The sequence below is a fragment of the Parvibaculum sp. genome (assembly GCF_049671045.1).
Taxonomy (GTDB): domain Bacteria; phylum Pseudomonadota; class Alphaproteobacteria; order Parvibaculales; family Parvibaculaceae; genus Parvibaculum.
In genome coordinates, this window is the sequence record NZ_JBATUH010000128.1 from 1 (window position 1) to 20,681 (window position 20,681).

Genomic DNA, 20,681 nt, shown 5'->3' on the forward strand with positions numbered 1-20,681 from the left:
GGCGGCTCCCACGGAGCCGCCCTTTTCATTTGAAGCGCTGGTCATTTGGATCTCCCGGCTTATGGAAAGGGGCGCGTAAAGTTGACGCATGCGTCATTTTACGTATAGCCAGGCCCGCGCTCATATCCATATTCTTTTTGTGAGTTTAAAGCGGCGCCTCTGGACGCCGCCCAACCGCAAAGGGAGAGAGGGGCATGACCGAAGCCCGGCAGATCACGAAGGACAACGCCTATGACGCCGTGTCGCCCGACGATTTCGAGGCGATGATGAATACCGAGCGCTACAATCGGCGCTCGAGCGCTTTCGACAAGATCATCTCGGCCACTCACGACCATTTCTGGGATCCGCTCGACAAGCGCTATATCGACTTCTCCGAGCCCTTCGACATCGAGAACGAGATGCTGATCTCGCCCGATCTCGTGCCGGAGCTGAAGCTGCCCTGCTTCGAGGCGCTGTCGGAAAAGCAGAAGGTGAAGTTCGTCAACGAGACGGCGCACTGGATGATGTCGGCGATCCTGCATGGCGAGCAGGGAGCCCTCAACCTGTCGGCCTCGCTTTGCCACATCCTTCTCGATCCGGGCGCACAGGAATATGCCGCCAACCAGGCGCGCGAAGAGGCCCGCCACGTCACCGCCTTCGCCAAATATGTGCAGTCGCGCTGGGGCAAGCCGCTCCCCGTCGGCGAGACGCTCGGCAACCTGCTCGCCGAGATGGTCAACGCCAAGGAGGTCTACAAGAAGATCGTCGGCATGCAGCTTCTCGTCGAGGGGCTGGCGATGGGCACCTTCGCGACCTTCTTCAACACGGCGCGCGATCCGCTCATCGTCAAGCTCTGCCAGCTCGCCATGACGGATGAAGCCTTCCACCACAAGTTCGGGAAGATCTGGGCCGACCGCACGATCCCGAAGCTCACGCAGGAAGAGCGCGACATCATCGAGGACTGGGCGGCGAACGTCTTCCAGACGCTTCTGTTCAATCTCGTGAACCCCGAGCAGAAGAAGATCCTCTATGCCGAGTTCGGCCTCGACTGGCAGAAGGTGCAGGCCGAGATGCTCGAGGCGGTGACGGATGAAGACCGCCGCGAAGGCATGAAGGACGCGGCCAATGTCTTCCGTGTGCTGGTGAAGACGCTTCTCAAGGCCGGCATCATCACCGAGCGCACGAAGCCCTTCTATGCGATCTATGTCGATATGGAGGAACTCCGGAACGAGGATGACCGCATGGTCGGCGACGACATCGCCGAGCAGGGCATCGCCTTCCTCAAGACCGTGAACTTCGCCGGCAAGAAGACGGCCGTCGCCGCCGAGTAAGTCCGGGCACCGAGCGACACAAGTGGCGACTCTCGGGGGCGGCTCTCAGGGGCCGCCCCTTTTTCGTGCCATCCCGCGCGCGCTGCTGATAGTGTCGCGCGCATGTTGGACACACAGACGGGCAAAGCCCTGCATTCGATCCTCGCGGCCGAGACGGCCGATCTGCCGCCTCCGCCCTGGGATCTTATCGGCGAAGGCGTGTGGGGGAGCGTGCACGATCTCGGCGACGGGACGGTGCTCAAGCTCACCCGCCGCCATGGCGGGCTCGGCTCTGGCGAGGCGCTTCACCTGCGCGAGACGATCGCGCTTTCGGCGCTTGGCGGGCTTGCGACCGATTATGTCAAGGTGCCGCGGCTCATCGCGCATGGCACCTTCGGCAACGCCTATATCGGCTCCGCGCCGCCGCTCGCGGGCTGGTTGCGCCTCACACGTCTCGCAGGCAAGCCGCTCTCGGCAACGAGCCCTTATGGCGCCAGCGGGCAAGCGCGCGACCGGCTCGGCGAGCGGATCGGCGCCGCCATCGCCGACTTCAGCCGGCACGCGACGGAGCGCGCGCAGACAGCAGGGATCAAGCTCGGCGACACGATCGCGCGCACCATCGGGCTTGCCCGCAGCCGCCTCGGCCAGCCGGGGCTTCACGATGCCGCCGACCAGCTCGCAGACGCCTGGGCCGGACAGATCGCCAGGGGCCGCCTCGTCTTCATTCACGGCGACCTCAACACCGATAACATCATCGACATGGGCAACAGGCTCGGCTTCGTTGATCTCGCCGAAGCGGGATGGAGCCTAGCCGAGGCGGATTTCCGCCACCTCGAAGAGACAGGCACATTGCGCGATGCGGTCTTCCGCGGCTATGCAGCGCGCACGGGCAAGAGCCCCGATCTCGACATCTATTACCTCGCCGTCGCCGCCAATGCGCTCACCACAATCGCGCTTCATGGACAGGCGGGCCATCCGCGCGATGCGATGCGCCGGTCAGGCTTCTTTCGTCACTGCATGGAGCGGGCCGGGCTTTCGTGAGGCGCTTGCGGGACCGGGGCGGCCGGGCGTAGCTTCGCCCATGGCCAAATTCAGCGACGAGATCGAGGATTCGTTTCAGGCCTTCGACGGCCGCCAGTCGGCGACGGCGGCGGCCGTGCAGCGCGGCTGCGGGCGGCTTCTCGCGCAGATGAACTATTCCGCGCTGACGGAACTCACGCTCCAGACCGGGCGGCGCGTCGACATCATCGCGCTCGGACCCAAGGGCGAAATCATCATCGTCGAAATCAAGTCGAGCCTCACCGACTATCTCACCGACGGGAAGTGGGAAGAGTATCTCGACTATTGCGACCGCTTCTATTTCGCCGTGCCGCCGGATTTTCCGCGCGAGGTCATTCCCGTCGAGGTCGGGCTCATCGTCGCGGACAAATACGAAGCGGAAATCCTGCGCGAAGGCGAGCATGACGCGCCGCTGCCGCCCGCGCGGCGCAAGGCGCTGACGCTGCAATGCGCCCGCGTCGCCGCGCGGCGCGTCTATCGCTTCCTCGATCCGGAGCAGATTTGACATTGTACGTATAACGTACTGCCGTGAGACGCGATCCGGACCCTCGCGGACAAATGTCGATGCGGATCAAGGATCGGTGGCGCATCTGCTTCCGCCGGGCGGAGAGCGTGCCTATTTCGGCGCGCGCTTGGCGAGGATGCGCTGAAGCGTGCGGCGGTGCATGTTGAGGCGGCGCGCGGTCTCGGAGACGTTGCGGTCGCAAAGCTCGTAGACGCGCTGGATATGCTCCCAGCGCACGCGATCGGCCGACATCGGATTTTCCGGCGGCGTCGCCTTGTCGCCGCCTCGCGCGAGAAGCGCATCCTCGATCGCGTCGGCATCGGAAGGCTTGGCCAGATAATCGACCGCGCCAAGTTTCACCGCGGCGACTGCCGTCGCGATATTGCCGTAGCCCGTCAGCACCACGATGCGCGCCTCGGGCCGGGCCTCCTGAATGGCGGCCACGACATCGAGGCCGTTGCCATCCTCGAGCCGAAGGTCGATCACGGCGAAGGCGGGCTTCCTCGTGCGCGCAAGGTCCTTGCCTTCGCGGATCGTGCCCGCCGACATCACCTCGAAGCCGCGCTGCTCCATCGCGCGGGCGAGCCTTGTCAGGAAGGGCGCATCGTCATCGACGAGAAGAAGCGTCCGGTCATCGGGGATGAAAGGTGCGGCGCCCTGATCTTCTGTCTTCTCTGCCATTTTCTCTTCGCTCGCCTTCCTTCGCGCTCCACGGCGTCATGCCGCTTCCTGTCATGGCGATTTTAGGACGATTGGCCGCAGGGGGCCAACTCCGGGAAACTCCCTAGAACATTTCCCGTTCCGACGGCGTCAAAACGGATGCTCCGGCTTCTCCAATCGTCGCGTTTCCGGACGACATTGGCGCGGAAATGCTTAGATCGAAGCCCGATACCCTTAGGCCGGCATCGGAAAGGCCGATTCTGCCTCGATCGCCTCGCGCGGCCAAACCACGGTGACAACGGCGCCCTGCGTCTCATCGTCGCGATTGGCGATGCCGACACGGGCGCGGCTGCGTTCAAGAAGCGTCTTGGCAATGAAGAAGCCAAGCCCGAGCCCCTCATGCTCGCTTCCGGGCTCGCCGCCCCTTCCCATGCGCGGCGCCCGCGGCCGCGTGGTTACATAGGGCTCTCCCAGCCGCTCGATCACCTCCGGCGCGAAGCCCGGCCCGTCATCGGTGATCGAGATGGCGATGGTCTTTCGGTCGTAGCGGACGGAGAGCGTGACCTCGGAGCGGGCGAAGTCGGCCGCGTTCTCGATGAAGTTGCCAAGACCGTAGAGGATTTCGGGGCGGCGCCAGATCAGCGGCTCGTCGGCATCCGCATCGCCCTTCGCGACCGAAACGGTGAAGCGCACATCCATGTCGCGATGGGGCGCGATGATCTCGTCGAGCAGCACATGAAGCGGCAGGCGCGAATAGATGGCGTCCTCGCCTTTCGGCTCGCGCGAAAGGCGCGAGAGAATGTCCTTGCAGCGCTCGGCCTGGCTTCGCAGAAGCTCGAGGTCGTCTTTCATCTCCGCGGGGTCGATGCCGCCGCGCTGAAGCTCCTTGGCGACGAGCGAGATGGTGCCGAGCGGCGTGCCGAGCTCATGAGCGGCGGCGGCGGCGAGGCCGTCGAGCGCGGAGAGGCGCTGGGCGCGCGCGAGCACGAATTGCGTCGCGGCGAGCGCCGCCGACATGCGCCGCGATTCCTGCGAGATCCGCCAGGCATAGGCCGCCATGAAGCAAAGGCCGAGCGTGATCGCGATCCAGATGCCGAGCACATAGAGCGACGGCATGGCGAAGGGCTCGCCCTGCACCCAGGGAAGCGGCATGTGAAAAAAGGCGAGCAGCGTCACATAGACGATGGACAGCGCCAGAAGCAGGATCGTGCTTCTGAGCGAGAGCGTCGTCGCGGAAATGGTGACGGGCGCCATGAAGAGCAGCGCGAAGGGATTTTCGAGACCGCCGGTCAGAAAGAGCAGAACGGCGAGCTGCATCAGGTCGATGGCGAAATAGGCCGCGGCCTGCCAGTCCGGCAGGCGAATCGTGGTGCGGTAGCGCAGCGTCAGAAAGACATTGAGCCAGGCGGACGCGGCGATGGCGGCGAGGCAGAGCCCGAGAGGCAGCGGAAAGCCGAGCCCCAGATTGACGATGAGCACGGCGAGGAGCTGACCGGCAAGGGCGAGCCAGCGCAGAAGCACCAGCGTCTGCAGGCGCACCCGCCCTGCCTCGTCGCTGATGTTGAGCGTTGCGGCGTTGCCGCCGGCGAGAAACCGGCGCCTCAGCCAGCGCATGCTTCCATGATCCTCGACGACGGCCATGCGATAGGTCCCCTGCTCGTTTGCGACGGGCGAAGTCTAGCGCGAACGGGGCGCCCTCTCACCTGCGCAAGACAACGCAGAGCCTGCGCAGAGCCCGTTCGTCGCCGGGCTCATTCGTTGGAAGGCCAGCCCCTGAGCGGGCGCGTCTCGCCGATCGCCATGATCCAGAGATCGCTCGGGGCGATGCCCTGTTCGGCGCCCGCCTTGAGGAAGCGTTCCGGCGGCTCGAAGGGCGGCTCGACGGTGAGGAGGACGGTCCCCCAATGCATGCCGACGAGGCGGCGGGCGCGCAGATCGAGCCCCATCTGCACCGCCTCTTCGGGATTGGCGTGGGAGGCCTTCATCATCACGCGGGGCTCATAGGCGCCGATGCCGAGAAGCGCGGTATCGAAGGGCCCGTATTGCGCGCCCAGTTCCTTGAAGACGGGCCCATAGCCCGAATCCCCGCCGAAGAAGAGATTGTGGTCCTTGCTCCTGAGCGCGAAGCCCGCCCAGAGCGTGCGGTTGGTGTCGAAGCCCGAGCGGCGCGACCAATGGACGACGGGAAGCGCCGTCACCGTCACGCCCTTCACCTTGTGGCTCTCATGCCAGTCGAGTTCGACGACATTGGGAAAGCCGCGCTCGTGGAAGAAGGATGCGAGCCGGAGCGGCACGACGACGGTCATATGCGCCTTGTCGGGCAGGCGGGCGAGCGCGCGCTCGTCGAGATGGTCGTAGTGATTGTGGCTGACGACGAGAAGGTCGATGCGTGGCAGCGCCGACATGGGGATGCCGCATTTGACGAAGCGGCGCGGGCCGAGGCCGGCGGGCCCTGCATAGCTCGTCAGATAGGGATCGGTGAGCACATTGAGCCCGCCGATGCGGATGAGGAAGGCGGCATGTCCGAGCCAGGTTAGGAAGTCGCCGGGCTCGGCCGCATGTTCGCCGAGCGAACGCACGGCCTCGGCGCGCGGCAGCACGTGACCCTCCGGCACATCCACCTTGCGCATGCCGATCTTCAGCATCTCGTAGAAGAAGGGCCCGGCATGCTTGAGCCTGCCCATGCTCCGCTTCGGGCTTCCCTTCGGATTGCGGAAGGTGCCATCGGGCAGATGGTGAAAGGGCCGCCCCTGAGCGGCTTCGCCCTCCGGGGGCTTCTGCCGCCCCTTCTTCGCGGCCCCTTTTTTCACGGCAACCTTGAGGCGGGGTGGCAGTTTGTCGGATATGTCCATCTTGCCTGAGCGCAATCCGCCGTCGCCCGGGCCGCCCTGTTGCACATTCGCGCCGGCGCTTGGCTTTCGGCATGTTTCGGTGTGGAACGTCGGCGACGCTCCGCTTCCTGACCTGAAAGATAGGAGCGCAAGCGCCGCCAGGAAAGGGGGCGGCGAGCGCCGGCCTCAGTTCCCGCCCGCCTTGCGCAGCACGGTGGCGATATCGTCGAAGTGGTGCTCCTCGGCGAAATCGAGCGCGGTGCGGCCGGTGATGTCCGTATCCTCGATATCGGCCTTGCGGGCGATCAGCACCAGCACGACGTTGGTGCGGTGCGCGCGGGTGGCGATCATCAGCGGCGTGTCGTTGTTCTCGGCGGTCTGGTTGGGATCGGCGCCCGCATCGAGCAGCACGGTCGCGATGTCGGCCCGGCCCGTCTGGGCGGCGACCGAAAGCGCGGTCCGCCCGTCCCTGGCGCGCAGTGCCGGCTTCGCGCCATTGTCGAGCAGATATTTGACGGCCTCGAGATGGCCGCCCGCCGTCGCCTCGATGATCGCCGGCACCTTGCCGAGCCCCGTGTCATTGGGCGACAGCCCGCGCATGATCGCCCGGCGGATCGCCTGCATGTCGCCGCTGCGCGCCGCCTCGACCATTTCGGTATCGGGAAGCTGCATGTTCTGACCCGGCGTCGTATCGCTGACGGCATGCGCGTGGCCGGCGGGCCAGACAAGGGACGGAAGCACAAGAAGAGCGGCGGCGGCAAAGGCGGCGCGCAGCGGGCTCCGGCGCCGCGGGGCCGATGCGGTTCGCTTCTTGCGTGTCATTTCGTCGCTCATCCAGTTCCTCCCCTCGCCCAGGCTCTCATGCCAGCGGGCCCATGCCTCCCGTGACGCGCACAGAATAGCCGCAGAACGCCGCGTTGGAACCCTTGGGTGGGCCCGCGCCTCCATTTTGCGAGCCGCCATAGAAGCTCCTCGGCGGCAGATGCGCGGCCCGACCGGCTTTGCGCATCGCGCCCCGCTGTGGTTAAACCGTGTTCAAGGACAATCCCGTCGTCCCGGCTCCGGCTTGCGAAGGATCGGCCGGCCGCGATCGAAGGAGTTCAAATGACGCGCAATCGTCTGATCATCATCATCGCCGCGCTCGCGCTTGCCGCCATCATCGCCCTGGCGCTCGGGCCGAACGGCGGCTTCGTCAGCAAGGGGCCGTCCGGCGAGGGCGGCGCGGATGTGCAGACGAGCGGCGAAGCAAAGGTCGGCGGCCCCTTCACCCTTGTCGATCAGACGGGCAAGACCGTCACCGATGCCGATTTCCGTGGCAAATACATGCTGATCTATTTCGGCTTCACCTTCTGCCCGGATGTCTGCCCGACCGAATTGCAGATGATGTCGGGCGCGCTGGAAAAGCTCGGCGACAAGGCCGCGAACGTGCAGCCCATCTTCATCACCGTCGATCCGGAGCGCGACACGCCCGAACTCCTCTCGAAATATGTCAGGCAGTTCGACCCGCGCCTCATCGGCCTCACCGGATCGACCGAGCAGATCGCCGCCGTCGCCAAGGAGTACCGGGTCTATTACGGAAAGGTGAAGGAGGAGGCCGAGGACGGCCAGTCGCATGCCGACGACTACACGGTCGACCACTCCTCGATCGTCTATCTCATGGGGCCGGACGGCAAGTTCCTGACCTTCTTCCCGCCCGGCACGAGCCCGGAGCAGATGGCGGAAAAGATCGCCTCGTTTCTCTGAGACCCTCTGACGGCGCCCCCTGGCGCGGCCGCGACTTGACGAATGGCCCTCCCCGCCCCTATTTTCCGTCCATGGACAGGAAATGGCCCGCAGCGCTCGAACTTACCGGCGCGCTCCTTCTGGAGCGCGGGCTTCTCTGCGCCTGAGCGCAGAACATAGAACGATCTCACCCATAGTTTCCGATATTCCGTCCGACGCGCCAGCGAGCGAGCCTCGTTTGCGCAAGACCTTCAGCGGTCCGTCATGAAAACGAATTTCAGCTTGCGACTTATCTCCGACTGCCGGACCTTGCGCCCGTGGCAGTCCGGCAGTCCCGTGTTTCAACGACACGTCTCCGCCACATCCTTCGCCTTTCCATGGAGACAGACATGATGTTGAAGAACCCTGCCGAGAAATATCGCGCCTTTCCGCCGATCAGCCTGCCCGATCGCCGCTGGCCCAATAACGTCATCACCAGGCCGCCGATCTGGATGAGCACCGATCTGCGCGACGGCAATCAGGCCCTTTTCGAGCCCATGAACGCCGACCGCAAGATGCGCATGTTCGAGATGCTGGTGCGGATCGGCTTCAAGCATATCGAGGCAGGCTTTCCGGCCGCCTCCGATACCGATTTCGGCTTCATCCGCAAGCTGATCGAGGAGAACAAGGCGCCGGGTGACGTGCATATCGAGGTGCTGACGCAGGCGCGGCCCGAACTCATCGAGCGCACCTTCGAGGCGCTCAGGGGCGCGAAGAACGCCATTCTCCATTTCTACAATGCGACGGCGCCGAACTTCCGCGAGATCGTCTTCAATCAGGGCAAGCAGGGCGTGAAGGCGATCGCGACCGAAAGCGCGCGCCAGATCAAGGAGCTCGCGGCCAGACAACCCGAAACCAACTGGACCTTCCAGTACAGCCCCGAGGTCTTCTCGGGCACCGAACTCGACTTCGCCAAGGAAGTCGTCGATGCGGTGACCGAGGTGTGGGACGCGAACCCCGAGCGCAAGGTCATCATCAATCTGCCGGCCACCGTCGAAATGGCGACGCCCAACATCTATGCCGACCAGATCGAATGGATGCACAGGAACCTGAAGCGCCGCGACGGCATCGTCATCTCCGTCCATCCGCATAACGACCGCGGCACGGCGGTCGCGGCCACGGAACTCGCCGTCATGGCGGGCGCCGACCGGGTCGAGGGCTGCCTCTTCGGCCATGGCGAGCGCACGGGCAATGTCGATCTCGTCACTCTGGCGCTGAACCTCTACAGCCAGGGCATCGACCCCGGCCTCGACTTCTCGCAGATCAACGAGATCGCGCGCACGGTCGAATATTGCACGCAGCTGCCCATCCATCCGCGCCACCCCTATGTGGGCGATCTCGTCTTCACGGCCTTTTCGGGCTCGCATCAGGACGCGATCAAGAAGGGCTTCGCCGCGCGCAAGGAAAGCGACATCTGGGAAGTGCCCTATCTGCCGATCGACCCGGCCGATGTCGGACGCACCTATGAATCGATCATTCGCGTCAACAGCCAGTCGGGCAAGGGCGGCATCTCCTATCTTCTGGAGACTGAATACGGCCTCGCCCTGCCGCGCCGGTTGCAGGTCGAATTCTCGGCCGCCGTCCAGAAGGTAACGGACGACACCGGCAAGGAAGTGTCCGCGGCCGAGATCTACGGCATTTTCGAGAAGGAATATCTGACGGCGAAGGAACCGCTCGAATATCTGAGCCACACGCTCTTCGACGAGGGCGGCCAGCAGGGCGTCAAGCTCCGCATCCGCCGCCTCGGTGTCGAGGAAACCGTGACCGGCCTCGGCAACGGGCCGATCGACGCGCTGATGCAGGCGCTCGCCGTGCCGGTGCTCGTGCGCCAGTATGAAGAGCGCTCGATCGGGCAGGGCGCGGACGCCAAGGCCGTCGCCTATGTCGAGGTGGCGGAAAACGGCGTGCCGGGCGATATTTTCGGCGTTGGCATCGACCCCAACATCATCACCGCCTCCTTCAAGGCTGTGATCAGCGGCGCGAACCGCGTGGCCAGGCGCTATTCGGCCGCTGAGCAGAAGCAGCGCTTCGCGGGCAAGGCCTGAGCCCCGGAAAGGAACGAGACGAGGAGGCCCGCTTTCCGGGCCTCCTCGTCGTCTCCCAAGAAACTGAAACGATTACAAAGACTTAGAGCGAGACAAGAATCGCCTTTCTGTCCGCCCGGCAGAGCCCTATATTATGCTGCATCGCACCATTCGCGGGGCGGGTCGAAGGCAGGTGTATGGTGCTCTATCAGTTTTACGAACTCAATCATGCGGCCATGATGCCGTTGCGCGTGGCGGCCGAGTTCAATCTCTGGGCCCTTCGCCATCCGCTCAATCCCTTTGCCGAGACGCCCGGCGCCAAGTCATGGGCTGCCGCGCTCGAAGTTTTCGAGAATGTGACGCGGCGTTACGGCAAGCCGAAGTTCGGCCTCGACGAAACGGAGATCGGCGGCCGCGCCGTGCCGGTGGTCGAGCGCGTCGTCTGGGAGCGCTCCTTCGGCCGCGTCATCCATTTCGAACGCGAGCCTTCCGCCGTCAGGGATCTCGCCCAGCCGAAGCTTCTCATCGTCGCGCCGATGTCGGGCCATTACGCGACGCTGCTGCGCGGCACGGTCGAGGCGATGCTGCCCCATTGCGAGGTCTATATCACCGACTGGGCGGATGCCCGCATGGTGCCGCTGGCGCTCGGCCGCTTCGACCTCAACGACTACATCGATTACGTGATCGAGATGTGCCGGGCCCTCGGCCCCGACCTTCATGTGCTCGCGGTCTGCCAGCCTTCGGTGCCGGTCTTCGCCGCCGTCGCACTCATGAACGAGGACAAGGACCCGGCAAGCCCCCTCAGCATGACGCTGATGGGCGGCCCGATCGACACGCGCGAAAGCCCGACCGAAGTGAACCGGCTGGCGACCGAGCGCGGGACGGAATGGTACGAGCGCCATGTCATCACCACCGTGCCCTTCCCCTATCCGGGCGTCATGCGGCGGGTCTATCCCGGCTTCGTCCAGCTTTCCGGCTTCATGGCGATGAACATCGATCGGCACATGGACGCGCATTGGGACTTTTTCGACCATCTCGTCAAAGGCGATGGCGAGAGCGCGCAGAAGCACCGGGAGTTCTATGACGAATATCTTTCCGTCATGGACATGACGGCGGAGTTCTATCTGCAGACCGTGGACGAGGTCTTCGTCCGCCACCTTCTGCCCAAGGGCGAGTTCATGCATCGCGGCAGGCCCGTCCGTCCGCAGGCCATCACGCGGACGGCGCTCATGACGGTGGAGGGCGAGAAGGACGACATTTCAGGCGTCGGCCAGACCAGGGCCGCCCACAGGCTCGCCAGCGCGCTTGCCCCCTCGATGCGCGATCACTGGGAGCAGCCGGGCGCCGGGCATTATGGCGTCTTCAACGGCTCGCGCTGGCGCGAGGAGATCGCACCCCGCGTCCGCGCCTTCATGGACCGCCACGGGACGCGATCCCCGGCAAGAACGAAGGCCGAGCGCGCGCGGCCGGCGGCGGACGTGACGTCCAGCAACAAATAGATTTCGGCATCCCCACGATGCCCCGCGAAGACGGCGCGAATTCGTGGCATGCTTGTCATGATTCGGCTCTATGTGTTTCGCGTCGTTCGAAGCAATCCTGGCTCGCGCAGGCCGCCACCGGCGGCGCTCAGTCGACTGGTGAAAGAGTTCGCCACCCCATGCCCAAATCCGCCAAGGCGGCTTCGCTGCATATCGACTATCTCGACATAGACGGACGCAAGGTGCCCGTCACCGCCCGACACAATCCGCGCGCGCGGCGCATCATCGTGCGCGTCGATCTGGCGGCGGGCTCCGTCGAGGTCACCTCGCCATCAAGACGCAACATGGCGCAGGCCCTTCTCTTCGCGCATGAGCAGCGCGACTGGATCGCCGAGCGCCTCGAGCAGGTGCCCCCGCCCGTCCCCTTCAAGAACGGCGCGCATATTCCCTTTCGCGGCAAGGAACATCTGATCCGCCATATCGGCGCGAGGCGCGCGGAGGCGCTGGGCGTCGGCGAAAGCGTGCGCGGCCCGGTCTGGCGCGTCCGCGCCGCGGAAACGGGCGGCCTGCCGGAGATCCGCGTGACCGGCCATCCGGCCTTCGTGCAGCGCCGCGTCGGTGACTGGCTCAAGGCGCAGGCCCGTCTCGAACTCAACGAAAAGGCGCTCGCCTATGCGGATATCTTCGGCGTCCGCCCCTCGCGCATCACCATGCGCGACCAGACGAGCCGCTGGGGATCGTGCTCGACTTCCCGCGCGCTTTCCTTCTCGTGGCGCCTCATCATGGCGCCGCCGCATGTGCTCGAATATGTGGCGGCGCATGAGGTCGCGCATCTGCGCTACATGAACCACGGGCCGCGCTTCTGGGCGCTCGTCGCGGAAGCTTTCCCCAATTACGAGCCGGCGAAGAACTGGCTCGAGGTCAACGGGCCGAGCCTCCATCGCTACGGCGCGGGCCCCTATCTCGACATTGCGGCGGACTGACGCGCTTCCCCTCAGCGATTGTCGTTCGGGTGTCCGGGCGCCAGCGCCGAGGGCGGCTCGTTCGCCGACGATGCGCCGAACAGCCGCTCGAAGAAGCCCGGCTCCTCCCAGTCGCGCCTGCGGTTCGGATCGAGATCGCCCTGATCGCCCGCCGGCGCCTGTTGCGGCTCCTCGGCCTGCGCCACGCCCTCGCTCGGCGGATAGGTGCCGGGAATGTCCGCCACCGGCAGGCCCGTCTGTGTACGGACCATGAAATCGTGCCAGATCGTGGCGGGCAGGCTGCCTCCCGTCACTTTCTTCATGGGCGCGCGATTGTCGTTGCCGACCCACACGCCGACCACGAGATCGGCCGTGTAGCCGACGAACCAGGCATCGCGGAAGTCCTGGCTGGTGCCGGTCTTGCCTGCCGTGGGCCGGTCGGAAAGCGCCGCCTTGCGTCCGGTCCCGTCGATCATCACGCCGCGCAGCATGTAGTTCATCTCGCCCAGCACCTCGTCGCTCATCACCCGGCCGAGGCCCGAGCCCGAGCGGCGATAAAGCTCCTCGCCATCGCGCGAGTGAACCTCGTCGATGCCATGCGGAATGACGCCGTAACCGCCATTGGCGAAGGCGGCATAAACGCCGGTGAGTTCGAGCAGGTTCACGTCGCAGGTGCCGAGCGCGAGCGAGAGATTGGCCGGCAGCGTCGCCTGAACGCCGAGGCGGTGGGCGGCGCGGATGACGTTTCGCACGCCCACCTCCTGGGCCACCTGAACGGCGACGGTGTTGACCGATTCCGCCAGCGCGCGGCGCAGGCTCATCGGCCCGTCGAAACGGCCGGAATAGTTCGACGGCGCCCAGTTGCCATATCTGACGGGCCGGTCGATGCGCATGGTCTCAGGCGTGAGGCCATGCTCCATCGCCGCCAGATAGACGACCGGCTTGAAGGCGGAGCCGGGCTGGCGCTGCGCCTGCACGGCGCGGTTGAACTGGCTCTGCGCATAGGAGCGGCCGCCGACCATCGCGCGCACGGCGCCGTCCGGCGTCATGGCGACAAGGGCGGCCTGCGTGGCGCCGACCTTGGCGCCGATTTCGGCGAGCGCCTTCGCCACCACTTCCTCCGCCACGCGCTGCATGGCGGGGTCGATGGTGGTGCGGACGACGAGATCCGTATTGGGCTCGCCCGCGAAGCCGGGAAGCGCATCGGCGATCCAGTCGACGAAATAATTGATCGAGCCCGAACTCGAATAGCCTTCGAGCGTCGCGGGGCGCGCATTCGCCTCGCGCGCCATCTCGGGCGTGATGTAGCCCGCATTGACCATGTTGCCGAGAACGATGGATGCGCGGCGGCGCGCAAGGTCGATGTCGTTGGTCGGCGAATAATGCGAGGGCGCCTTGAGAAGCCCCGCGAGCATGGCCGCTTCCGACAGGGTGAGGTTGCGAGCCGCCTTCTTGAAGTAGCGCTCCGATGCGCCCTCGATGCCATAGGCGCCGCCGCCGAAATAGACGCGATTGAGATAGAGCGTCAGGATCTGCTCTTTCGAGTAGCGGGCTTCGAGCCAGATCGCGAGCAGCATCTCCCGGATTTTGCGGTGGATCGTGCGATCGGGCTTCAGAAAGACGTTCTTGGCCAATTGCTGCGTGATGGTCGAGCCGCCCTGCACGACGGTGCCTGCGCGAAAGTTCTCATAGAGGGCGCGCGCGAGGCCGATCGGGTCGACGCCGAAATGCCAGTAGAAGCGCTGATCCTCCGTCGCGATGACGGCCTCGGGCACATAGGAGGGCAGATCGGAAAGCGCGACGCGCCCGCCGAGGAGGTCGCCGCGATGGCTCAGCGCCTCGCCATTGGCGGCAACGATGGAGAGCGAGGGCGTGTGGGCGACGTCATAGAGGCCGGACGTGTCCGGCAGCGACATCGCATAGTAGAAAAGAAGCCCGCCGACGCCGATCGCCCCCCAGAGACCGAGGACGAGCACCCAGTAGAACAGGCCGCGGATGAAGCGCATGCCGCCCGAACGCTTGCGCGCGCGGGGCGGCGGGGCCTGGCGGGACGTCTTGCGCCCGTCCGCCAGCGCCGAAAGCATGGGCACCGAACGGGCGCTCGCATCGGCGCGGAGGACCATGCCCTTCACGCCGCTCTTCGCCCGCGACGGTTTTCTGGCGGCCTTGGATTTTTCCTTGGGCGGGCGCTCCTTCGCGGCCTTGCCGGGCGGAACGCGCGGGCTCTCCCGGTTGGCATCGACGCCGATGCGCACGGAGCCGAGCCCCGGCACATAGCGCAGCATCCAGTCGCCCGGGCCCTCGCCCCGGCCCTTGCCGCCGCCCGCTCCACGCCTTCCCTTGTGCGATGCCATATCCGCCTTGCGTAAAGCCTGCCGAGCCGGGCTCCGGGGTCTGATTTGCGGTGTCAAAATAGCAGCCCGCCGGGCCCGCCGCCAAACGCCGCCGGCGGCGCCCGCGACATGAAACAAAATCATGGTCGAATCAGGGCGTGCCGACCGGCCCTGCCGCGCCTCGTCCACAAAGCTCAGGCAATGCAAGCGGGACGAGAAGCAATCGTGACGATTTAACGAAATCTAGAAGAAACTTTCCAAAACTCCATCGGTCCGCTGTTTCAGCCGAAGGATCGGCGAGCGGCTCCAGGGGTGGAAAATAGGCATGAAATCGCTTTCTCTCAGACTGATCCTGATTATCGCGCTGGTGGCGACAGGCGCCGTCGCCATTTCGGCGAGTACGCTCACGCTTCTCGGCTCCGGCTATGCGCATGACCAGGCGCTGGAAGTCATGCGCACGCAGGCGCGTGAGCAGGCGGCGCGCATTTCCAACATTCTCAATGCCGACATCGCCATCGCCGAGACGATCGTCAGCGCCGCCTCGGCGGCCGCGGAATCCCGCGCCACGGCGCGGGAGGGTTTCGACGCCTTCCTGAAACAGACGCTTGCGGACCACCCCGCAATCCTCGGCACCTGGGTCGGCTTCGAGCCCAACGCCTTTGACGGGCAGGACGCCATGTTCGCCCACACGCCCGGGCACGATGCGACCGGCCGCTATATTCCCTATTTCGTGCGTGGGGCCGCGGGCGACATCTCGCTCGTCGCGCTCGCCGATTACGACAAGCCTGGCATCGGCGACTACTACCAGCTTCCCAAGGCCGCCAATCGCCCGATCGCGATCGAGCCCTATAATTACGAGGTCAATGGCGAAACCGTACTGATGACCTCCATGGCCTTCCCGATCCGCGTCCACGGCCAGTTCGCGGGCGTGGGCGGCGTGGACCTCAAGCTCAGCTCCGTGCGCGAACTCGTGTCCGATGCCAAGCCGCTCGGCACCGGCTATGTCGCCGTCGTCTCCAATGGCGGCGTCTATATCGCCAGCCGGCATGCCGACTGGATCGGCCAGAAGGCGGCGGAGAAGGGCCTCGACCAGGCGATCGTCGATGCGGCGGCCGCCGGCAAGGAAGCTCTCTTCCCGTCGCTGAAGGATTCGACCGGCGCCGCCGTTGTCCGCGCTACCGCGCCGATCACGCTCAACGGCATGGCGACGCCCTGGTCGGTCGTCGTCACAGTGCCGGAGGCGACGCTTTTCGCCGCCACGAGCAAGCTCACCATGACCGGCCTTCTCATCGGCCTGCTGACGCTTCTCGCCGCATCGGCCATCGCCTATTTCGTCGGCAATGCGGTCGCCAAACCCGTCCGCCGCATGACGGACGCGATGCGCCATCTCGCGGCCGGCGATCATTCGATCGAGGTTCCGGCGCGCGACCGGCAGGATGAAATCGGCCAGATGGCGGCCGCCGTACAGATCTTCAAGGACAATGCGGTCGAGATGGAGCGCGTCAAGCGCGCGCATGAGGAGGACGAGCGGCGCGCCGCCGCCGAAAAGCGCCGGACGATGCAGGAACTCGCATCCTCCTTCGAGGCGAAGGTCGGCACGCTGGTCGGCGCGCTGTCGGCGGCCGCGACCGAAATGGAAGCGACCGCAACCTCGATGGCAAGCGTCGCCGAACAGGGCAACAGCCGCGCGCTGACGGTCGCCTCGGCGGCCGAACAGACATCGGCCAATGTGCAGACGGTGGCGACCGCGACCGAGGAACTCAGCGCCTCGATCCAGGAGATCGCCAAGCAGGTCTCGGCCTCGGCGAAGATCGCCTCCAGAGCCGTCGAGGATGCGCACCAGACCGACGGCGTCGTGCAGAACCTCGCGGGCGGCGCGCAGAAGATCGGCGAGATCATCCAGCTCATCAACGACATTGCGGGGCAGACGAACCTTCTCGCCCTCAATGCGACGATCGAGGCGGCACGCGCGGGCGATGCGGGCAAGGGCTTTGCCGTCGTCGCCTCCGAGGTGAAATCGCTCGCCACCCAGACCGCGCGGGCGACGGACGAGATTTCCAGCCAGATCGTCCAGATCCAGGAGGCGACCCAGCAGGCCGTCGCGGCGATCAAGGGGATCGGCACGACCATTCAGGAGATGAGCGAGATCGCCGAAACGATCGCCGCCGCGGTGGAGGAGCAGGGCGCGGCGACGCTCGAAATCTCGCGCAACGTGCAGCAGGCCGCTCAGGGTACGGAGGAAGTCTCGCGCTCCATCACGGATGTGCGTCAGGCCTCGTCCGATACGGGCGTGGCGGCGACGCAGGTTCTCGAATCGGCAGGCGAGCTTGCACGCAATTCGAGCGATCTGAGCCGGGAGGTTGAAGGCTTCCTCTCCACCGTCAAGGCGGCCTGACGGAAAGCATCACCCGACAAAAAGAAAAGGGAAGGACCCGAAAGTCCTTCCCTTTTTCATTCGGCATCCGGTGCCGGCGCCTCAGATGTCGAGATTGGCGACGTTGAGCGCGTTTTCGCGGATGAAATCGCGGCGCGGCTCGACCACGTCTCCCATCAGCTTCACGAAGAGATCGTCGGCATCGTCGAGTTCGCGCACCCGCACCTGAAGCAGCGAGCGGGCTTCCTTGTCGAGCGTCGTTTCCCAGAGCTGCTCGGGGTTCATCTCGCCGAGACCCTTGTAGCGCTGCATGGTTATGCCCTTCGTGCCGGCGGCGAAGACCGCGTCGAGAAGTTGCGTCGGCGAACGGATCTCGTGAGAGTCGTCCTTGCGCCTCAGCGTCGCGGCCTTGATATAGACTTCCTGGAGATGGGCCGAATAGACGGCGAGACGGCGCGCATCGGAACTGTCGATGAGCGGCGGGTCGATCAGCACGTCCTCGCGCACGCCGCGCACGTCGCGATGGAAGGCAAGGCCGCCATCGGGCGTGACCTCGCCCACCCAGCCGCGCTCCGTCTCGTCGGAAAGGAGATCGAGGCGGCGGGCGACATAGGCGGCGGCCTGAAGCGCCTGCTCCTTCTCGGCGAGCGCGTTGGGGTTCAGCGCGCCCGCGATGGCCGCCTGCTCGACGACGAAATGCGGATATTTGGGCGGCAGCCCCTTCAGCACCGAGCGGATGGCGCGAGCCTTCTCGACGATGTCGCGCAGATCGGAGCGCGAACGCTGCGAGCCGTCATGGAGCGTCAGCACCATGTCCTCGAGGCCCGTCGAGACGAGATAATCCTCCAGCGAGCGCTCGTCCTTCAGATAGGTTTCGGAGGAGCCGCGGCGCACCTTGTAGAGCGGCGGCTGCGCGATGTAGAGGTGGCCGCGCTCGATGATCTCCGGCATCTGACGATAGAAGAAGGTCAGCAGCAGGGTGCGGATATGGGCGCCGTCCACGTCGGCGTCGGTCATGATGATGATCTTGTGGTAGCGCAGCTTCTCGATATTGAAATCGTCGCGGCCTATGCCTGTTCCGAGCGCGGTGATGAGCGTGCCGATCTCGTTCGAGGACAGCATCTTGTCGAAGCGCGCGCGCTCGACATTGAGGATCTTGCCGCGCAGCGGGAGCACGGCCTGATTGGCGCGGTCGCGCGCCTGCTTGGCCGAGCCGCCGGCCGAATCGCCCTCGACGATGAAGAGTTCGGACTTCGACGGATCGCGTTCCTGACAGTCGGCGAGCTTGCCCGGCAGGCTCGAGACATCGAGCGCGCCCTTGCGGCGCGTCAGCTCGCGCGCCTTGCGCGCCGCCTCGCGGGCGGCCGCCGCCTCGACGACCTTGCCGACGAGGGTCTTCGCTTCGGTGGGGTGTTCCTCGAACCATGAGGACAGCGCCTCGTTGACGAGGCTTTCGACCACGGGACGCACTTCCGACGAGACGAGCTTGTCCTTCGTCTGGGAGGAGAATTTCGGATCGGGCACCTTCACCGAAAGCACGCAGGTGAGCCCCTCGCGCGCATCGTCGCCCGTCAGCGACACCTTCTCGCGCTTCGCGATGCCGCTTTCATTCGCGTAATTGTTGATGACGCGCGTAAGCGCGGCGCGGAAGCCCGCGAGATGCGTGCCGCCGTCGCGCTGGGGAATGTTGTTGGTGAAGCACAGCATGTTCTCGTGATAGCCGTCGTTCCACCACATCGACGCTTCGACGCTGATGCCGTCGCGCTCCGCCCTGACATAGATCGGCTTCGAGATGAGCGGCGTCTTGATGCGATCGAGGAAGCGGACGAATTCGGACAGGCCGCCCTCATACATCAGATGCAGCGTCTTCGGCTCCACGCCGCGATGATCGGAGAGCGTGATCCTGATGCCGGAATTGAGGAAGGCAAGCTCGCGCAGGCGATGCTCGAGGGTGCCGAAATCGAATTCGAGCTTCGAGAAGGTCTGCGCCGAGGGATGGAAAGTGATCTCTGTGCCGGTGCGCGGTTCGCCATCCTCCTTCAGCGGCGCATCGCCGACGACGGCGAGCGGCCCCTTGGGCACCCCGTTCTCGAAGCGCATCCGGTGCTCCTTGCCGCGCCGCCAGATGCGAAGCTCGAGCCAGTCGGAAAGCGCGTTCACGACCGAAACGCCGACGCCATGCAGACCACCCGACACCTTGTAGGAATTCTGGTCGAACTTACCGCCCGCATGGAGCTGGGTCATGATGACCTCGGCAGCGGAAACGCCTTCGCTCTTGTGGATCGCCACCGGAATACCGCGGCCATTGTCGGCGACGGTGACGGAGCCATCGGCGTTGAGGCGCACGGTGACGGTATCGCAATAACCCGCGAGCGCCTCGTCGATCGAGTTGTCGACGACCTCATAGACCATGTGATGAAGGCCGGAGCCGTCATCCGTGTCACCGATATACATGCCGGGGCGCTTTCGCACCGCGTCGAGGCCCTTCAGGACCTTGATCGCATCGGCGCCGTATTCTTCCGGGCTGTTACTGGTGGACATGAGCACTCCTGACGATCTTGAAGCCGATCATTTCAATTCAGAATTCCGATGATGCCGCGCCTCACCTCGAGTGACTGCGCGCTCGAGCCGAGGCTGGCGAAGAGCAACGGGTCCGTACCCGTCATGAAGGCCTGAAGGCCAAGGCCCACGATCTCCTCGAAAAGGGCGCGGCGGCGCTCCTCATCGAGATGGGCCGCGATCTCGTCGAGCAGCAGAAGCGGTGCGAGCCCGCGAGCGGCAAGGAGCCGCGCATTGGCAAGCACGATGCCGATCAGCAGAGCCTTCTGCTCGCCCGTCGAGCAAAGCCGCGCCTCGCGGTCCTTCGCCTGATAGCGCACCAGAAGGTCCGAGCGGTGCGGGCCTTCGAGCGTGCGGCCGGCGGCGGCGTCGCGCGCGCGCGAGGCGGCGAGATGGCGGGCGAACTCGTCCTCGACATCGACGGCGGGCCGTTCGGCCAGCGCCCCTTCGAGCATGCCTTCGAGCGCAAGCGCGGCGCGGGGAAAGTGAACCTCGTTCGCCGCCTCGATCGCGCCTCTGAGGCGCGCCAGCGTTTCGAGCCGGGCGGCGGCCACCGCCACGCCATGCTCGGCCATCTGGCCTTCCAGCGCGCCGAGCCAGACATCGTCGCGCGCCTCGTCGGCGAGCAGCCGGTTGCGCTCGCGCAGCGCCCTTTCATAGGCGTTGACGCGCGTGCCATGGGCGGGATCGAAGCCCATGACGAGGCGGTCGAGGAACTGCCGCCGGTCGGATGCCCCTTCGAGGAAGAGGCGGTCCATTGCGGGCGTCAGCCAGACGACGCGCACATGGCGGGCAAGCGCGCCCGCGCCGGCCGCTGGCGCGCCGTCGATGCGCACGGTCCGGGAC

General features: G+C 65.6%; 15 protein-coding genes. 8 read left to right on the plus strand and 7 right to left on the minus strand.

Annotated features, from left to right (window positions below; all coding sequences use genetic code 11):
- The first annotated feature begins 194 nt into the window (after window positions 1-194).
- The 3 genes from WBG82_RS15325 (at window position 195) to WBG82_RS15335 (ending at window position 2,853) form a co-directional block, all read left to right on the plus strand.
- A complete protein-coding gene (locus WBG82_RS15325; RefSeq protein ID WP_424425696.1) occupies window positions 195-1,310 on the plus strand; it encodes a ferritin-like domain-containing protein in 1,116 nt (371 codons plus the stop codon).
- Window positions 1,311-1,412: 102 nt separating this feature from the next.
- A complete protein-coding gene (locus WBG82_RS15330; RefSeq protein ID WP_424425698.1) occupies window positions 1,413-2,330 on the plus strand; it encodes a phosphotransferase family protein in 918 nt (305 codons plus the stop codon).
- Window positions 2,331-2,370: 40 nt separating this feature from the next.
- Window positions 2,371-2,853: an MmcB family DNA repair protein gene (locus tag WBG82_RS15335; protein ID WP_424425700.1), complete on the plus strand. Its 483-nt coding sequence runs from the start codon at window positions 2,371-2,373 to the stop codon at window positions 2,851-2,853.
- A 111-nt stretch (window positions 2,854-2,964) separates the two neighbouring features.
- Here WBG82_RS15335 and WBG82_RS15340 read toward each other — a convergent pair whose 3' ends face one another.
- The 4 genes from WBG82_RS15340 to WBG82_RS15355 all read right to left on the minus strand — a co-directional run bounded on the left by WBG82_RS15340 (window position 2,965) and on the right by WBG82_RS15355 (window position 7,178).
- Window positions 2,965-3,534, minus strand: coding sequence for an ActR/PrrA/RegA family redox response regulator transcription factor (locus WBG82_RS15340; protein WP_424425702.1), 570 nt, complete (start codon window positions 3,532-3,534; stop codon window positions 2,965-2,967).
- Between the two features lie 213 nt (window positions 3,535-3,747).
- Window positions 3,748-5,154, minus strand: a complete 1,407-nt coding sequence (locus WBG82_RS15345) for an ActS/PrrB/RegB family redox-sensitive histidine kinase (protein WP_424425704.1) — start codon at window positions 5,152-5,154, stop codon at window positions 3,748-3,750.
- Window positions 5,155-5,264: 110 nt separating this feature from the next.
- Complete coding sequence (locus tag WBG82_RS15350) at window positions 5,265-6,323, minus strand: MBL fold metallo-hydrolase (RefSeq protein ID WP_424425706.1); 1,059 nt, start codon at window positions 6,321-6,323, stop codon at window positions 5,265-5,267.
- A gap of 207 nt (window positions 6,324-6,530) precedes the next feature.
- On the minus strand, window positions 6,531-7,178 hold the full coding sequence (locus WBG82_RS15355; protein ID WP_424425708.1) for an ankyrin repeat domain-containing protein: 648 nt from the start codon (window positions 7,176-7,178) through the stop codon (window positions 6,531-6,533).
- 270 nt (window positions 7,179-7,448) lie between these two features.
- Between WBG82_RS15355 and WBG82_RS15360 the strand changes: the two genes are divergently transcribed.
- From WBG82_RS15360 to WBG82_RS15375, 4 genes are all read left to right on the plus strand, one after another.
- Window positions 7,449-8,087: an SCO family protein gene (locus tag WBG82_RS15360; protein WP_424425710.1), complete on the plus strand. Its 639-nt coding sequence runs from the start codon at window positions 7,449-7,451 to the stop codon at window positions 8,085-8,087.
- Window positions 8,088-8,458: 371 nt separating this feature from the next.
- Window positions 8,459-10,150 carry a 2-isopropylmalate synthase gene (gene leuA / locus WBG82_RS15365; protein WP_424425722.1) on the plus strand — a complete coding sequence of 564 codons (1,692 nt, stop codon included), beginning with the start codon at window positions 8,459-8,461 and terminating at the stop codon, window positions 10,148-10,150.
- Between the two features lie 179 nt (window positions 10,151-10,329).
- Window positions 10,330-11,628, plus strand: coding sequence for a polyhydroxyalkanoate depolymerase (locus WBG82_RS15370; protein WP_424425724.1), 1,299 nt, complete (start codon window positions 10,330-10,332; stop codon window positions 11,626-11,628).
- A 158-nt stretch (window positions 11,629-11,786) separates the two neighbouring features.
- Window positions 11,787-12,590 carry a M48 family metallopeptidase gene (locus tag WBG82_RS15375; RefSeq protein WP_424425712.1) on the plus strand — a complete coding sequence of 268 codons (804 nt, stop codon included), beginning with the start codon at window positions 11,787-11,789 and terminating at the stop codon, window positions 12,588-12,590.
- Between the two features lie 11 nt (window positions 12,591-12,601).
- Here WBG82_RS15375 and WBG82_RS15380 read toward each other — a convergent pair whose 3' ends face one another.
- Complete coding sequence (locus WBG82_RS15380; RefSeq protein WP_424425714.1) at window positions 12,602-14,923, minus strand: transglycosylase domain-containing protein; 2,322 nt, start codon at window positions 14,921-14,923, stop codon at window positions 12,602-12,604.
- A gap of 304 nt (window positions 14,924-15,227) precedes the next feature.
- Here WBG82_RS15380 and WBG82_RS15385 point away from each other — a divergent pair, with 304 nt between their 5' ends.
- Window positions 15,228-17,297 (plus strand): methyl-accepting chemotaxis protein, encoded by a 2,070-nt coding sequence (locus WBG82_RS15385; RefSeq protein WP_424425716.1) that lies wholly within the window; start codon window positions 15,228-15,230, stop codon window positions 17,295-17,297.
- Between the two features lie 81 nt (window positions 17,298-17,378).
- On the opposite strand, the gene gyrB is transcribed toward WBG82_RS15385, so the two are convergent.
- Together gyrB and recF are read right to left on the minus strand one after the other, a co-directional pair.
- Window positions 17,379-19,817, minus strand: a complete 2,439-nt coding sequence (gene gyrB / locus WBG82_RS15390) for a DNA topoisomerase (ATP-hydrolyzing) subunit B (RefSeq protein WP_424425718.1) — start codon at window positions 19,815-19,817, stop codon at window positions 17,379-17,381.
- 32 nt (window positions 19,818-19,849) lie between these two features.
- On the minus strand, window positions 19,850-20,681 hold an 832-nt coding region (recF, locus tag WBG82_RS15395), incomplete at its 5' end, for a DNA replication/repair protein RecF (RefSeq protein WP_424425720.1).

Bases quoted from the DNA above. Each gene is read 5' to 3' on its own strand.
- gyrB (WP_424425718.1), bottom strand. From the start codon at position 19,817: ATGTCCACCAGTAACAGCCCGGAAGAATACGGCGCCGATGCGATCAAG.
- WBG82_RS15380 (WP_424425714.1), bottom strand. From the start codon at position 14,923: ATGGCATCGCACAAGGGAAGGCGTGGAGCGGGCGGCGGCAAGGGCCGG.
- WBG82_RS15340 (WP_424425702.1), bottom strand. From the start codon at position 3,534: ATGGCAGAGAAGACAGAAGATCAGGGCGCCGCACCTTTCATCCCCGAT.
- WBG82_RS15330 (WP_424425698.1), top strand. From the start codon at position 1,413: ATGTTGGACACACAGACGGGCAAAGCCCTGCATTCGATCCTCGCGGCC.
- WBG82_RS15355 (WP_424425708.1), bottom strand. From the start codon at position 7,178: ATGAGCGACGAAATGACACGCAAGAAGCGAACCGCATCGGCCCCGCGG.
- WBG82_RS15360 (WP_424425710.1), top strand. From the start codon at position 7,449: ATGACGCGCAATCGTCTGATCATCATCATCGCCGCGCTCGCGCTTGCC.
- WBG82_RS15335 (WP_424425700.1), top strand. From the start codon at position 2,371: ATGGCCAAATTCAGCGACGAGATCGAGGATTCGTTTCAGGCCTTCGAC.
- WBG82_RS15325 (WP_424425696.1), top strand. From the start codon at position 195: ATGACCGAAGCCCGGCAGATCACGAAGGACAACGCCTATGACGCCGTG.
- WBG82_RS15385 (WP_424425716.1), top strand. From the start codon at position 15,228: ATGAAATCGCTTTCTCTCAGACTGATCCTGATTATCGCGCTGGTGGCG.
- leuA (WP_424425722.1), top strand. From the start codon at position 8,459: ATGTTGAAGAACCCTGCCGAGAAATATCGCGCCTTTCCGCCGATCAGC.
- WBG82_RS15375 (WP_424425712.1), top strand. From the start codon at position 11,787: ATGCCCAAATCCGCCAAGGCGGCTTCGCTGCATATCGACTATCTCGAC.
- WBG82_RS15345 (WP_424425704.1), bottom strand. From the start codon at position 5,154: ATGGCCGTCGTCGAGGATCATGGAAGCATGCGCTGGCTGAGGCGCCGG.